We start from the raw sequence: 16,382 nt of genomic DNA on the forward strand, positions 1-16,382 counted from the left end.
ATTTTATTTGGTCAGTTTAATGTTCGCACCAATGGTATACACACGGGACTGCGGATAATAACCGCCGTCAACACCAGCAGACAGCGGGTCCCATGATCCGATCTCAGGATCCATTCCCTTGTAGTTTGTAATGAGGAATGCATTTGAAACATTGAAATACACTCTCACATATTTTATTTTGGCTTTAGCGACCAGTCTTTCGGGAAGAACATATCCTAATGAAATATTCTTACATCTCAAAAAACCTGCATTTTCTATGAACTTGTCAGAATTCCTGTTATTATCATTGGTATTATCATTTCTAAGCCCGGGTATCCTTGTTTCGGGGTTAGTCACCTTTACATTATTAATATCAGTGGCACTTCCTGCAGGGTCAATCAGGGTTAGTTTCGCATAGTCCTTCAATGCACTGAAATAACCAAAACTGGTACCTGGATATTCTCCATTTACGCGAAGCTTGTTAAATACTTTATTGCCAATGTTTGCAGCGAAGAATATATTCAAATCAACATTCTTATAGGAGAAGGTATTATTGAAACCAATCTGGTATTTAGGTATAGGGGAACCGAGAAACGTCTGATCATATTCATTAATAACGCCATCACCATTTAAATCCTTGAATTTCAGATCACCATACCAGATGCTTCCACCGGCAGCCCCTACTGGCAATGCCGCGCCATTTTTAGTGGGTAATGCATGGGTCTCCAACTCTTTTTTCGTTGCAAACACACCTCCGTCAATAACATATCCGTAAAACTCGCCGATAGACCTGCCCACTACAGTTTTGCTGTAATCCTTGTCCAGTGAAGCGCCATCTGTATTGAGCTTAAGCACTTTATTAAAATTGCGGGAAACTGTCACATCAGTTTTCCAGCTAAAATTTTTGGTTTTAATATTGGTAGAACCGATTCTAAAATCAAAGCCCTTATTATTGACACTACCTACATTGACATACGGGGCATCCAGTGAGCCTGGCGAATAACCAATCGCTGTTCCGGAATACATCGGCAAAGGTATCTGTAAGAGGAGGCCATCGGTCCTGCGATTATAAAGATCAACAGAGAAGTTTATTCTCCAGTTAAAAAGCGTTCCATCCAGCCCTATGTTTGTATATTTTGTTTTTTCCCATTTTACATAAGGGTTTCCCACATTCTGGGTAAGCTGTGCAATGCCGGTCAGCCCGGTAGCCACAGTAGCCAGTGTGGAGGTATAGGCATTATCCCTGATATTCTGATTATTCGTTAAACCATAACCCAGGCGCAGCTTTAATTCATTAATATCTTTTACAGACTGCAGGAATTTTTCATTATTCAATTTCCAGGCAAATGCTCCTGAGTAGGTAGTCACCCAGCGGTTTTCAGCCGCAAACTTTGAAGAGCCGTCTGCCCGGACATTGGCGGTAAACAGATACTTATCATTGATGCTGAAATTAATCCGGCCAAAGTACGATTCCTGGGCGCTTTGTCCTTTACTGCCGGAATTAGTGGCGGTGGTAGGATCACCACTACTGATTACCTGCACATTATTAGAAGGGAAATTTGTTCTGCTGGCAGAAGCAGATTCACTCTTATTTAGTTGCGCTTCATGCCCCAGTAACACATTTAGATTGTATTTATCTCTAAACAGATGTGAATAGGTAAGGAAGTTCCTTATAGTTGTAGATAAGCTTTGCGAAGAACCATAGGACGCACTGTTACTATTGTTTTTTACAAGACCATATGTGTAGGAAGGATTAAACTTATCTTCTGTTGCCTGTGAAAAGCTTGCTGTCCCTTCATTCCGGAGGGTCAGATCTTTGGTAAAAGCAATTTCTGCATATAAATTACCAAAAAGCTGGTTTCTTTTCGCCTCGTCTTTATTAATGAGGGCTACAGCATATGGGTTCACGGTGCTATTAACCCATCCGTTCGGGTTATAGGCTCCTCCCCAGCTACCATCCTCATTTTTTACGGCTATATCCGGAGTCTGACTTAATGCAGTATTAATTACATTTGAGCTTGACGAATTCACATTTTCTTTCATAGTAACCAGTTGCAGGCTGGTACCGATCTTTAACCAATTGGTCGTTTTATTGTCAAGATTGAGTCTTAATGAAATCCTGCGGAAATCAGATCCAAGGGCGATACCTTCCTGGTTGAAATAGGAGGCTGACAGCAGATATTGTGTTTTTACATCTCCTCCATTAATGGCCAATGTATGGTTGTACATCGGTGCATTTCTAAAAAGCTCTTTCTGCCAGTTAGTACCTTCACCCAGATACTTTGGATTTGCAAATTCCGCCCGGGTATCAAATCCCCATCCTAACCCGCTATTCCTTTCATTTATAAAAGTTGCATATTCCCTTAAATTCATCACAGACAACATTTTAGGTAATTGCTGGTAGCCTGTATACATATCATAAGAAATGCTTGGCGGAGCAACCTGTCCTCTCTTGGTTGTTATTACGATTACGCCATTTGTAGCCTGGGAACCATAAATTGCCGTTGCAGATGCATCTTTCAATACATCAATGGACTCAATTTCAGAAGGATTGATACCTGCCAACGGATTGACGTCTGTTCCCAATGAGGCCGTGCTACCAACAATGATCCCATCTATTACATACATAGGCGAACCTCCGGAAAAAGAAGACAGGCCACGGATCTGTATAGATACAGCTCCGCCTGGTTGACCTGATATTTGTTGAACTACTACCCCGGCAACCTTTCCCTGTAAAGCCTGATCAAAGGTTACAGGTTGTGTTTTACGGAGCTCATCACCGGAAATAGAAGATATTGCGCCGGTAACGTCTGGCCGTTTTACTTTGCCATAACCAATTACCACCACATCGTCCAGCTGTGAAATATTCTCAGTCATTTCTACTTCAAGGGAAGTGGTTTTAGCAACCACTTCTTTTTTCTGGTAACCTATCATTGTAATTACCAATACACTTCCCGTGGAAGCATCGATCGTAAACTTTCCCGCTTCATCTGTAATAGTGAAGCGATTAGTGCCTTTTAAGGTAACGGTTGCACCAGGGACCGGGGTGGAATTACTTTTATTAATGGTTCTACCACTTATTTTTATTGTTTGTGCAGAGAGGTGGATGCTGGAAAGGAATCCCAAAAGGATACCCAATAGCAGTAATATCTGCATGCAAATCATTTTGGTTGACTTCATTGTTCAATTTTAACATGTGTAGATAATTATCCTCAGCAGGCATTTTCAGCGAGGATGACACTTCATAAGGCTGGAGTGACGACTTCAGGTGTCCCTGTTTGAGGTGAACAACCAAGCAGAGGGATTGTAAAGGTAAACAGGTGGTCAGGATCTGCAATATAGGCAGATAGACTTGCCAATAAGTCACCAAACGGGACATAGGCCAGCAAATACGGTAGCAGCAATTCTAGTTTCATATACGTGGATTATATGCTGTAAAACTATTGCTATACTGCCAGAGACCAGGGCGTCATATGATTCAAGAAGGGGGGACGAATGTTACAAATGGTTGAATATCATTGGTCATATTTCAATTGGTTGGTCATTAAAGGCTTTTATTTTTAAGATTTGCCAGATATTCTGAAGGCGTAATACTGAATTCTTCTTTGAAAAACTTACGGAATATCTTGGGATCATTGAATCCAACCCGGTAGGCAATTTCAGAAATGGACATCCCGCTTTTGTCTAACAATTGAACAGCTCTCTTCAAACGGATCGAACGAATAAAATCTAAAGGTGACTTACCGGTCAGCGAATGTATTTTTCTGTACAAGGTAACCCTGCTCATGTACATCCCCTTACTGAATTCATCCACGGAGAACTCCGGATTATCTATTTGTTTTTCAATAATTTCCAATGCCTGTTTAAGGAATTTTTCGTCTACAGGCGTTATGGTCACCTCTCCGGGATTGACTTCAATCTGCTTTTGGAACCTTTTTTGTAACAATTTTTGTTGCGCCAATAAATTATTGATGCGTGAAGCCAGGATCTCAAAGGTGAAGGGTTTGGTAATATAATCGTTCACACCTGCATTCAAACCCTCCAGTTGTTTTTCTTCACTTCCCATGGCAGTAAGCAAAATGACAGGAATATGAGCAGTGAGCGTTTCGGTTTTAATTTTTCTGGCAAGTTCTACTCCGTCCATTAAAGGCATCATAATGTCGCTTACCACAAGATCAGGATTTAACAGTTTTATCTTTTCCCAGCCTTCCTTTCCATTTGTGGCTTCTTCAATATGATATTGTCCTTTCAGGCTATCCTTTAAATAAAAGCGCAGTTCTTCATTGTCTTCAACTATAATTATTGTCTTCTTCTTTTCCCCTTTTTTGCTGTCTTCACCTATTATTTGTTCCGCTTCCTCTGAGAATGAGGGATGAGTTAAGGTCCGGCCCGAAGAAACATAAATTTTTTTTGCAGGAAGCAACACAGTAAAACAGGTACCCTTGTCCGGTTCGCTTTTTACGGTTATGATTCCGTTGTGCAATTTTACGAACTCTTTTGTGATAGCCAGCCCTATACCGGTTCCCTGGTTTACCATGCTATCGGGGACATCTGTTTGAAAAAAACGTTCAAATATCTTTCCCTGCTGATCAGCAGGGATGCCAATACCTGAATCTTTTACCTCGATAGCAAGTGTGCCATCGGACTCATTATCTGCAGGCTGCTTATACGTCAAGCCAACGCTCACCATCCCACCATCATGAGTATATTTAAAAGCGTTGGATAACAGGTTGAATAAAATCTTTTCAATTTTATCCTTGTCAAAATAAACTTCCAGGCTATCAATGTCAGACGAGAATGAAAATTGGATATTCTTTTTCTCTGAAATATCGGTAAAAGAGTAACTGGTTTCCTTGCAAAATCTGATAATGTCGCCTATAGCAGGATGCAATTTTACTCCTTGTTCCTCCATTTTTCTGAAATCGAGCAGTTGGTTGACAAGGTTTAATAAGCGTTTTGCATTACGCTTTACCATACTTAATTGTTTTACCTGTTCTTCATCTGTCGTATGTTTAATGATCTTATCCAATGGCGCAATGATAAGGCTTAACGGCGTACGGAATTCGTGACTTACGTTGGTAAAGAATTTTGTTTTTAACTGTTCCAGCGCACGTACCCTTTCTGCTTCCCTGCGTTGTTGCCGGACTTCAAAGCGCATATGTATCCTGTCTAATGTAATGCGCCGGATTAGCAAAAACAATCCTGCAGCGATCAACAGATAAATAATGTATGCAATAGGAGTTCTCCAAAATGGGGGTTTAATATTGATCTGCAGCGTTTTTACATCACTCCATAAGCCGGCCCTGTTCAGAACTTTTACTTTAAAAACATAATGGCCCGGATCAAGATTTGTATAAGTAGCTCTCCGCTGATTGCCATCAGCATACAACCAGTCTTCATTAAACCCTTCCAGCATATACGCATATCTGTCGTATGCGTTATGGGAAAAATCGAGCGAGGCAAAGTCAATGGAAAAAACATTTTCTTTATACTTCAGGTCAATACTTTGCGTCTGGGATAAGGAGTGTTTGAGCAGCACCCGGTTATTGACAGGTTCTCCAGGTTCTATATTTTTATTTAATATCTGAAAACCGGTGAAAACAATCTTAGGATGATAAATGGGTTTGCCGATAGAAGCAGGATTGATAATATTAAAACCCGAAGGTCCGCCAAAGATCAATTCGCCTGTCCTCGTCTTTAGTGCTGCGTTATCGTTGAATTCACGGTTCTGCAGGTTGTTTGTTGCATCATAATTGATGACAGAAAAAACAGTATGCTCATTATCCTGCCGGGGAATGACATTGCATAATCCGTTAGGCGTAGAAATCCAGAGTGTCTGATGACTATCTTCAAGAATATTCAGGATCATATTATCGGGAAGACCGTTTGATATTGTGAATGTCTGAAACTCCTTTTTTTGTTCATCAAACAAGTTCAAACCTTCTCTGGTTCCAACCCAAATCCGTCCCTTACTGTCTTCCAAAAGACAGAGAATATCATTATCGCTTAAACTGTTTTTTTCATTTGTATCCTGATAGAAAACAGCGGTGGTTTTATTCTTTTCAACAAAGGCAATACCGGAACCTGTACCGATCCATAAATTTCCCTTTCTGTCCTGTATAATAGCAGAAATATAATTGGAACGTAAAACTCCCTGTCCGCTTTTACAATGGACAAACTGGTTTGTCTTTCTGTCAAAACGATCCAGGCCGGCACCCAAAGTGCCGATCCATAAATTCCGGTCTCCATCTTCAAATATTTCCCATACTTTGTCATCTGTCAAACTTGTGGAATCGTTATCATTATGCCTGTACCGGGTGAACTTTTTACCGTCGAAACGATTGAGGCCCCCCAGGTAAGTCCCGATCCAAAGAATATCTTCATGATCTATCCACAAACTCACAATTACATTGTTGCTTAGGCTGTTTTCATTTTTAGGATCGTACAGGTATTGTTTGAAAGTGCTATTTTTTCTGTCAAAATAAATCAATCCTCCGCCATTGGTACCAATCCATATATTACCCATCTTGTCTTCAACAAAACGGTTTACATCATCGAATTGCAGGCTTTTTTCATTTAATTCCTGGTGATGGTAATATGAAAATTGAACGATGTTGCTATTATAATAATTCACCCCCTGCTTGTAGGTCCCCAGCCATATGATCCCCTGATCATCTCTGTATATCGTAGTGATACTGTTTTGACTGATGCTCTTAGGATCATTGGGGTTGTTCAGCAGATAACTGGTGTTGAGCCTGTTCTTTTTATCGATCAGCGTTACTCCCCCATGATCGGTTCCAATCCAGATCAAACCATTACTATCCTGAACAACCTGGCTTACCAGTTCTGAATTCAATCTGGTTGGAAAGGAATTCTTATCAAACTGTGTGATCGTATTATCTTCCGGGTGGAAAAGAAAAACTCCAAAGTTGTAACTCCAAAGCCAGATATCACTATCATTATCTATAAAAAGAGTATAAGGGTTATTACCTTTATTCTGCTTTTGTAAAGCAGTAGTTGAAAAAATTATTTTGTCCAGTTTTATATCATATTCCTGCAAGAAACCGGATTGGTATACCAGCCATAACTTTCCGTCCGTTGTTTCATTTATGGAAGTGATTTTTTCTGAAGGCTGAGCTGCTTTCTGTTTAAATGGTTTTACGGTTTTATCATCAGCCGAATACAAGTACAAACCCTTGTCCTCATACAGGAACCAGTATCTGTTATTATTTCCTTTTATTATATTCGAAATAGTACCGGATGGCAAACCGATGGAATGTAAATAGTTCTCATAACTGGTATTGAATTTCTCCGTATCCGGATTATAAATACAGGGGCCTGCCATTGTCGATACCCACATTTTTCTATCAGGAAGCTCATAAAGTGATACGATATTATTGTCTTTCAATGAAGAGCTGTCATTGTGATCTTTGCGAAATATTCTGCAGAAATATCCATCATAACGATTGAGTCCATACGTAGTGCCAAACCATAAAAAGCCGTCAGGATCTTTTAGTATTGCATTTACCTGGTTATGTGAAAGTCCGGTATATGTATTGAGCTTGGAAAAATTATAATGCTCGCTTTGTGCTAAAACAGAAAGAGATTGTAACAACAAAATAATCCAAAAAAGGTACCGCATTGCATCAAGTTTGACATATAAAGATTTGCGTTATCCACGGCAAAATCCACTCCTCAATCTCGTAGAATCAGGAACTAAGATAATAAAAGGAATGGGATAACGTCTCTTATCAAATGGCAAATGTGCTGTGGTTAGCCGCCTTTCTTAGTTTGGGTAGCCTCTGGAAAATATTCAGATTCAGACAGGTATATACATCTTCTTCAGGTGTGAGGACGTTTGTTTGATGGAGAAGGACGAGTCAGTTTTAATGACCAATCCTTCTCCTTCTCTTTTTATACTATACTGCTTTGTTTAGCCAGCTGGCTTCCCAGTGTTACGCCTAAATAACCGGCATAGTTACTTAATGCATGCTGAGCGCCTGCCTGGTCAAACCAGTCTTCCAGGGTATTGCTCTGATAGTTTTCATCCAGTGCATTGGGGAATACCGTATAGTTGAGGGACGGTTGCTGGTAACCATAGAAGTAGAATACACCCGACAGCAGGATAAAGGCCTCGCGTAAGCTAATGGTATATCCCTGATAGTTTACGGTGATCTCTGATGCTGAAGGAGCAGGATCAAATAAGAAAGCGGTCAGCAAAACAGAAAAGGATGCCGGGAATTTCGGCACAATATCATTAGCATTCTCATAATGCCATGCCGTGGATATCTTGTTATCCAGATCAGTAGCAAAATCACTGTTACCCGCAGCAGGAGCTGCAAACGTAAACAAAGAGATATTGTCAGACGTATAATTCTCCTGTGCTATACTTGTAACAAAATAGGATGCATATACATTGGCGATATTGCCTCCAAGACTATGTCCGGTAATGATTATTTGTTTACCGGGAATAACGGCATTGTTTTTCAGGTAGTCGAAGATGAGCTGTCCGGAACCCAATTGGTCCTGCATGTTCAAAACATTGTCGAAAGAGGTATAAGCGCCCTGGCTGATCAAAGCACTGCCATTGCCGGAAGCCAGATAAGGCCAGCTAACCTGCGTTATTACGTCAAGGTCTTCCAGTACCCAGTTAGCAAAGGCATCCCAGTTATCAAAAACATCAAAAGGAGGTAATGAGCCCCTGACGGCTAGTGCATAATATTCCTCTGATGGATCTGTAGCGATAAAAGCATAATTACCATCAGATGTCTGAATACCGTCCCATACTATACTCCAACCAGGTAGAAGTGTATCAATATCCTGTTGGGGATCGGTGCTGTAAGTAACAGCTGAAAGCATTACGGCAGTTTGAGCAAGGGTAGTTTGGCCGGATTGATTTTGTGCCATTTGTATTGGGTTTAAAGGTGAAGAATACTAAGAGAGTAATTCACAAGTGGTTAATTGTTATTCTGAGTTTCAGGGGTTTAATCATGGCTAAAGTACTAATTTCCCGGATTACGCAGAAGAATTTAAATGGGCGATTATTTAACAAACTTCATTTTCAGGTATTATTCTCTCCGGAGAGTGTCTCGTCCTGTAGGTTCACAGTATTCAAAAGCGCTTTGTATTCTTTTGCTTAACAATAGGCCCAAAAGGTCCATATTTATGTTGTTGTACAGGGAAGGTATCACTAAAAGGTCCAAAGGGTAAATCAACAGGTTTGGTATTTGTTACCGGCCAGTCAGCAGAAAAATCTTTAAAGGGGTGTGGCTGTGAATTTACAAAAGCAGCCACATCCCATGCCTCCTCATCCGTCAGTCGCCTGTTATTAGTATTGTCGTAGGATATACCCCAGGGCATATTCTCTTTTACATATCCTGCAAATTTTGACAACCTGTAAATACCGGCTCCGGTATTATAACTGTTTTCTCCCCATAATGGCGGGTATAAATAGCCTATAGTGTCCGGTGTTCCGGCACCCTCCTTTCCATGACATTGCTGGCATCTTTGCTCAAATACCCGTTTCCCTCTCTCAGGATCGGCAGCTCTTGCCAGGTATGGCAATTCTTTTATTCCACTTCCGGGTGGTTTATATCCCTTCGGTACATTTTGCCCAAGCCAGTACATATAGGCTATTATAGCCTTCATTTCCCTGCTGTTGCTATCAAGTGGGCTGCCATTGAGGCTCCGTATCAGGCAATCATTGACTTTTTTCGTCAGAGACTCTACAGTGCCGCTTCTTTCACGGAATTTTGGATAAGTAGCGGCACTTCCGCTATAATTATTCCCCCAGGGTTTAGTCCCCGCATTCAGATGACAATTCTGACAATTCATACCGTTACTTATACTGGCTACTTTCCCATTAGGACCAAGATATCTGGCAGTATGAGCTATCAGGTCCCGGCCATACCTGATCATTTCACCCCCGGCCGTATGTGGAATTACAGCTGTATCCGGTGCTTTCCATAGCTTAGCCACCCCTTTGACATGCCTGCTGTTGTTAATGCCCGCTATTATAACAATAATCAGTATCAACCCTGCAAGTAGCATTACCCACAAATTCCTGATCATATCCCATTGTTAAGGAACTAATATTTATCCTGCAAAACAATAGCCGCAATTCTTTTCCTGTGCCCGTCCAACTGCCCACATTCCGGAAGGGACCAATTGGATACCGGGCAGGATACCGTCAATCCATTCCTTTTTTACAACCGCCGCATCAAGCGACATGTTTTGAGCTACAACTGCACTATAGACAGTAATGGCCATATTACATACGCAGAATAATACTCCGCTATCCTGCAATTGATTGATACCTATGGCGACCTCTCCTATTCCCGGAACTTTAAAATCTCCTGGTTTAGGTTCCCAGAAAGGGTTCCGTACAGCGGGCGCTTTAGTCAGAGGATCATCGGCCTTAAAGGTCTCTCCAAATTTATATTTAGCCCATAACTCGTTTTTCATAGCATATGGTATTGCATCGTGACGTAATACGACGACCACACCACATTCTTTTTCCGGTGTACCGGTTGCTGCATTCGTAAGTAAGAACACCTTAGCCCAGGCAAAAGGAAGTATGTCATGTGGACGGATCACATCGATCACTACCCGGTGTTTACCTTTAATCTTATTTACCCAGGCATTGGGATCTTCTTCAGGGCTATTCATTTCTTCATGTTGGAATGCCGCCTGCAGGTTAAGTGGGGCTATCGAGGGTATACCCAGAATTGTTGCGCCCGCAACAATTTTTCCTAAAAAATCACGGCGGTTTGTAACGCTTTCGTTTTCGGTATGTTTCATATTATTATTGTTTTGGTGAATATGCTCGATTTGCTATAAGTATAACAGGCCACGCTATTACATTAAAAAAAGAAAAGCATTTTTGGAGGAAACGGCTAAAATTATCTGGTTGATTTTTTTAGAATAATAAGTTTGTAGTGTCTTAATTAACCGGGGAGTCACACTTGACATGAGCTACAAAAATAGGGAAGTTAAAATGGGTTAAATCTGATAAAAGTGACAAAATTTAAAGTCCCAGCGCCTGCTCCAGGTCTCCCCGGAAGCCCGGGTACATATGAGGAAGATACCCGGAAAAATGTTTGAATTCATTAATAAAATGCGTCTGGTCACAATATCCAAATTTTTCGGCCAGCTGTATCCATTGAACGGAAGGTTCCCTTTCTATATACTCTATGGTTTTCCTGAAGCGCACTATCCTGCAGAAAGTTTTAAGATGAAGACCTGTTTGTTCCAGGAAGTTCCTTTCCAATGTACGTTTAGTCAGATAGGCTCCGGATTCCAGTTGCCGGATGCTAATATTACCATTGGCAGCATAGATGAGACGGATGGCTTCATCTATGTTTCTTGAATAAGTTTTTTTACTCAATAACTGACGAATGAGAAATGTTTCCAGTATACGTACCTGTTGCTCTCCGTTTGTACGTGCTCTCATCTGTTTCCCGATTTCGTGTAAAGAAGAACCTGCCACGTCCTGCAAGTCCATGCTTTTGTTATTAAAGTATAGGGCAGGTATCCGGAAGAGTTTAAACCATGCACCCGGTCTGAGATTTATAACAAAGCTCTTCATTCCGGCCGAAATGCGAATCTTACATATGCGGTCATTAGGTCCTACAATAATATCCGGAGCAGTATATTCACAATTAACAACATCATAAATAGCATTTGTCTGGCCAAGATTGAATGTAATATTTTGGATAAGATGTGGCAATATGATCATCTCCTGACTCCCATCATCCGGAAAGTCAGTTTGCAGGATCATATAAGAAACGATATATTCCTGTAACAGTTGATGCGGTTGGAAAGATTGCACCTTGAACATGTTCAAATACTTTGGGGTTCAGATTTGCTGCTGAATTAATTATTTACTGAATATCGGAATTTTATAGCAGATGAAAAGATTGATTTGTGTCTGACAATAAATTAGTTTGGTAAGATACGGTTAGCGTTTAGACAAAAATAATTTCATAACATTTAATTATACACTTCGACATATTTAATAGGCTATAAGATATAGCTCCAAACAGGCATTTAAAAGCTCCATTTCAGGCGCAAAAATGCCCGGTGATTAACAGCCTCAAATCTTTGACTTTGCTCAGCGTAAAAAGACTGCCATACCAAATTTATATCGAGATTTGTAGCGATATTGTATTGAAAGGAAGGGTAGAAAATAGTCAGATTCGTTCCTGGTGAGTATAAAACACTAGCATTTATGGATAATAAAGGGGTAATTTCTTTAGTACTTGTAACAATCATATTCCATTTGGTTGGCATTAGGTTTGCCGGAGAAAGCCCCAGATCCAGATTGTTCCAGTTCTCAACAGGCCTGTTGAATCCGCGATTGTTGAACAATAGGCCCAAGTTCAGGTACCAACCCTTTTTAAACATATAATCACCTTCGAGAGCAAGGTTCAAGTGATCTGATGAATCTTTTCCTGCAAAAAAGTATTGCGCTTCGCCTTTAAAACCGGCATCTTTAATGCTACCGGCCCACCCCACCCCTGCTGTTAACTGGCCCTGATACCAACCTGTAATAAACTGCATGTCATAGTTCCATTTATTGAGAGCATATTTTAATGCCGCAACACTTCCATTTCTCTTACCTGTATAGTTATAGGCAAATTCTGTATTAAAAGAATTATTGAATTGATACCTGATCTTTCCGGCATCTACCCCCGATCGTTCTTCATAATCAAAATCGAGAAAATTATAAGAGTTAAAAATATCATTCGGATTCCAGGTTGTGTTTACTCCCCAATTAATACGTTGTCTGCCAATGCGAACGTTCAACTTATCGTTCCCATAATCAAAATACAATCTTTCTACGTTGGTAAGCAAAACCATTGATCTATTTTCTATCCATATCTTTTGCATATCTATTGCTTCATTTTTGTTTCTCAAAAGAGAAGTGAAGCCGGGGGTGAGCTTTACTTCCTCTCCCCAAAACAAACGATTACGGAATTCGGCAACACCGGTGATCTTCTCTGACAGTTTCCACTTGACATTAATGCGATTGTGAATAAGATTACCGGCGATCAGATCACTAAGATCTTTGTCAAAAGTGAGGGTCTGGAGATCTTTAATATAGCCGTTGATCGTTAATGTATAAGACACAGCCGTACTGTCCTGTGCATCTGCAATTAGCACAGACAATAATGCGAAGCATAATAGTAACAGCTTTCTCATTTTTACACATCGACCTTTTCATGTTTGGTTGAAACAGCGGCGGTATCGCTAACTATTCTGCCATCAACCAATGTTATAACTCTCCTTGCCCGTTCAATTACCCTTTGATCATGTGTTGAAAAAAGGAAAGTGATATGCTCCTCTTTGTTAAGTTTTGCCATAATATCTAATAAATTGGAGGCTGATTTTGAATCAAGGTTTGCTGTTGGCTCATCCGCTAATACAAACTTTGGTTTGCTTGCCAAAGCTCGTGCTACTGCTACACGCTGCTGTTGTCCACCGGAAAGTTGCGCAGGGCGGATATCCACTTTATCATCCATCTCTATCTGCCTGAACAATTGCTTAACCCGTGCATCTCTTATACTCTTTTTTACACCCTGCAATAGCATAATAAATTCTACATTTTCTTTTGCCGTCAAAACAGGAATCAGATTGAATGACTGAAATACAAATCCGATATTCTTTAGCCTGAAGTCGATCAGTTCATTGGCTGATAGCTTTGTGATATCAAGATCATTAATAAATACATTACCGTTATCAGGTTTGTCCAGCCCGCCAATTAAATTCAACAGGGTGGTTTTTCCTGACCCAGATGGGCCGACTAATGCGGTAAATTCGCCCTTTTCTATGTGCAAATGCACATTGTTTACTGCATATACAGGAATAGTTTCCCTGTTATATATCTTACTTACATCATGGGCATCGATAACTGTATCCATAATCATTCAAATTTAGGCATGATCTCTGTCCCCAATTTGATTTATCTTCTTAAAGCCTCTACGGGCTGAAGCTTCAATGCTTTGATGGCAGGGAATAAACAGGAAATCAATGCGGTACCTATTACTATTAGCAATACTCCACTTATCTTATCTGTGGGGAACTCAGGATAAATCATTGTCCCAAAACCAAAGCTGCTCATCATCTCACGTCCCATTCCAGACAGATTAAGCCCGTGTTTATTAAAATAAGCTGTCGTTACCCAGCCAATAAAAATTCCGAGCGGTGTTCCGCCGAGGGTTAAAAAAATCGTTTCCAGAAAAATCAATAGAAATATTTTTAAGCGGTTCATTCCCAGGGCCACCATCATGCCTATTTCGCGGGTGCGCTCAAGTATGGCCATCAGCATAGTATTCACAATACCAAACGCCAAAGCAAACATGATAATGAACATAATGATGTAGGAATACTGATCGACTGTTTTTACCAACAAATCAGTTTCCGGTGAAATTTCCTTCCATGACTCAATTTGGTAACCAGAGAATTTTTGTTGTAATTCCTGCTTTGCTTTTGCTAAATCTGTATCATTTTTTAATAAAATAACGATCTCATGGAATGAGTTTTGAATGCCAAGCAGCACATTTAATTCATCGATATTGACGTATACATTCTTTTCATCGAGGGGAGCGTTATCACTTTGGTAAATGGCAGCTACCCGAAATGCGCTTGATACCATAGTACCCGAGGTATCCGTAAAAGTCAGTACCAATTTTGACCGCAGCTTCAGCTTCATCTTTCTAGCTAGTTTTTGTCCGACCATTATTTCATTTTCTTTTGCCGGATCGAATGGGTTTCCTTTGATTATTTTTTTCTGCAATTGCGATAATTGATACTCCAGCCCGGGAATAATACCATTTATTTGCACGCCAGCACTGCCTGTTGGTGTTGCCAGCATACCCATGGTAATACTTCTGGATGCAGCGAGTTTAACTTCAGGAATTTTGTTGACTACTTTTAAAACTTCGGCGCCATTTGCCAGTATAAATTGTGGGTCATAATCCTTTTTAAAATTGATGTTGTGTATTTGTAAATGACCTACTTCGGAATCGATCACATTGTGTATCCGGCTTTTCATCATGCCCTTATATAATGCCAGCACGGAAATTCCGGCAAATAATCCTATAGCTATTGATGAAATAATAATGATACTCCGCATTTTATTGCGCCAGATATTCCGCCATGCCATTATGAGAATCATATGAAAATTTATTAACGTTTCATAGCTGTTACCGGATCTAACCTGATTACTTTATATATCGGGTACAGTGATAATAACAAGCCGATTATCAGTACCGTTATGCCCTGGTAAATAAATATGGATATTGCTATGGAGGTAGGAAATATTGCTTCAAAGCCGAATTTTTCATAGGCTTTGGCTGTTTCGCCACCAATTCTTATCGGATGCCGGTTTAAATAATACACGAGCGGGATACTAGCAATAATGCCCAACATGCAACCCGCAAGTACTGTAAATACGGACTCATATAGTAATAAAATAATTAGTTTGCTTTTTTTCATGCCTATTGAAACCAGCATACCCATTTCGAACTTTCTTTCTACCATCATCATCAATAAGGTACCAAAGATGCCAAAGCAGATCAGCAGGTATAAAATACCCTGCACATATTTCATATTACTGGAATCAGTTTGAATATGCTGTTTTACTTCAGGCATCATTTCTTCCCAGGTCATCACTTCGTAGGCGGAGCCCAGCTCTGTCCCGAGAAGCAAACGCGTGGTTTGCAAATTCTTTGTATGTTCTAATGAAAGGATATAAGAAGTTATCATGCTATCGGCACCATAAAATTCCTGCGCCGTCGCCAAAGGCATGAATAATGACTTATCATTCAAATCAGGTGAGCCAAATTTTACAATCCCTTTGACAAGGTATTTTCCGGCTGCAGTAGCGCCATGATAGCCCTGTCCAATTAATATAACAGTGTCATTTGTTTTTAATTTTAACCTTTCGGAAAGCCCTTGCGACAACAGCACAGCGGAGTCTGTATCTTTTAAATAGCTACCCTGGATTATTTTCTTCTCCAGCGAAGTGATTTGATTTTCTTTTTCAGGATCAATGCCTACGACAAGGCTTCCCTTTGTAATATCAGCGGAAGATGCCAGGGCAAATGACTCTAACCTTGAAGTAACCGCGGTCACATTCTTCTCGTTCAAGATCTGCTCTTCTACTTTTGAGGATGATTTAAAACTATTATCCAGTATCTGCTCATCCCAAAAGCCTTTTTTATGTACCTGAACATAGCCTGTATAAAAGCTAACCACGTTTTTTACCAGATTGCTGAAAATCCCGTCCTTTAAACTGCTGGCAGTAACGGATAAAATAACGGCAAAGAAAATTGCCGCCATCGTAATAATAGTCCGGCTGCGGTTACGCCACAGATTTTTCCAAGCCATCTTTATCAGCC

General features: G+C 40.3%; 11 protein-coding genes. All 11 read right to left on the reverse strand.

All coding sequences use genetic code 11. The annotated features are described in order from the left end of the window. Nucleotides 1–3 precede the first annotated feature (3 nt). The 11 genes from GO495_RS28430 to GO495_RS28480 all read right to left on the reverse strand — a co-directional run bounded on the left by GO495_RS28430 (nt 4) and on the right by GO495_RS28480 (nt 16,371). Nucleotides 4–3,135 (reverse strand): SusC/RagA family TonB-linked outer membrane protein, encoded by a 3,132-nt coding sequence (locus GO495_RS28430; protein WP_157303375.1) that lies wholly within the window; start codon nt 3,133–3,135, stop codon nt 4–6. Between the two features lie 86 nt (nt 3,136–3,221). Then, nucleotides 3,222–3,395, reverse strand: a complete 174-nt coding sequence (locus GO495_RS28435) for a hypothetical protein (protein WP_157303339.1) — start codon at nt 3,393–3,395, stop codon at nt 3,222–3,224. 128 nt (nt 3,396–3,523) lie between these two features. Continuing rightward, a complete protein-coding gene (locus tag GO495_RS28440; protein ID WP_157303340.1) occupies nt 3,524–7,621 on the reverse strand; it encodes a hybrid sensor histidine kinase/response regulator transcription factor in 4,098 nt (1,365 codons plus the stop codon). 272 nt (nt 7,622–7,893) lie between these two features. Continuing rightward, nucleotides 7,894–8,886, reverse strand: a complete 993-nt coding sequence (locus GO495_RS28445; RefSeq protein ID WP_157303341.1) for a lipase family protein — start codon at nt 8,884–8,886, stop codon at nt 7,894–7,896. 204 nt (nt 8,887–9,090) lie between these two features. Continuing rightward, entirely contained in the window at nt 9,091–10,050 is a 960-nt protein-coding gene (locus GO495_RS28450) for a c-type cytochrome (protein ID WP_157303342.1), read from the reverse strand. 24 nt (nt 10,051–10,074) lie between these two features. After that, nucleotides 10,075–10,779, reverse strand: coding sequence for a hypothetical protein (locus GO495_RS28455; RefSeq protein ID WP_157303343.1), 705 nt, complete (start codon nt 10,777–10,779; stop codon nt 10,075–10,077). A gap of 226 nt (nt 10,780–11,005) precedes the next feature. Beyond that, entirely contained in the window at nt 11,006–11,818 is an 813-nt protein-coding gene (locus GO495_RS28460) for a helix-turn-helix domain-containing protein (RefSeq protein WP_157303344.1), read from the reverse strand. 209 nt (nt 11,819–12,027) lie between these two features. Beyond that, nucleotides 12,028–13,110 (reverse strand): hypothetical protein, encoded by a 1,083-nt coding sequence (locus GO495_RS28465; protein WP_157303345.1) that lies wholly within the window; start codon nt 13,108–13,110, stop codon nt 12,028–12,030. A gap of 74 nt (nt 13,111–13,184) precedes the next feature. Further along, a complete protein-coding gene (locus GO495_RS28470) occupies nt 13,185–13,901 on the reverse strand; it encodes an ABC transporter ATP-binding protein (protein ID WP_157303346.1) in 717 nt (238 codons plus the stop codon). A 41-nt stretch (nt 13,902–13,942) separates the two neighbouring features. Beyond that, on the reverse strand, nt 13,943–15,157 hold the full coding sequence (locus GO495_RS28475) for an ABC transporter permease (RefSeq protein ID WP_157303347.1): 1,215 nt from the start codon (nt 15,155–15,157) through the stop codon (nt 13,943–13,945). An 11-nt stretch (nt 15,158–15,168) separates the two neighbouring features. Beyond that, nucleotides 15,169–16,371 (reverse strand): ABC transporter permease, encoded by a 1,203-nt coding sequence (locus tag GO495_RS28480; RefSeq protein ID WP_240915358.1) that lies wholly within the window; start codon nt 16,369–16,371, stop codon nt 15,169–15,171. Nucleotides 16,372–16,382: the final 11 nt, after the last annotated feature.

The sequence above is a fragment of the Chitinophaga oryziterrae genome, from assembly GCF_009758125.1.
Lineage (GTDB): Bacteria > Bacteroidota > Bacteroidia > Chitinophagales > Chitinophagaceae > Chitinophaga > Chitinophaga oryziterrae.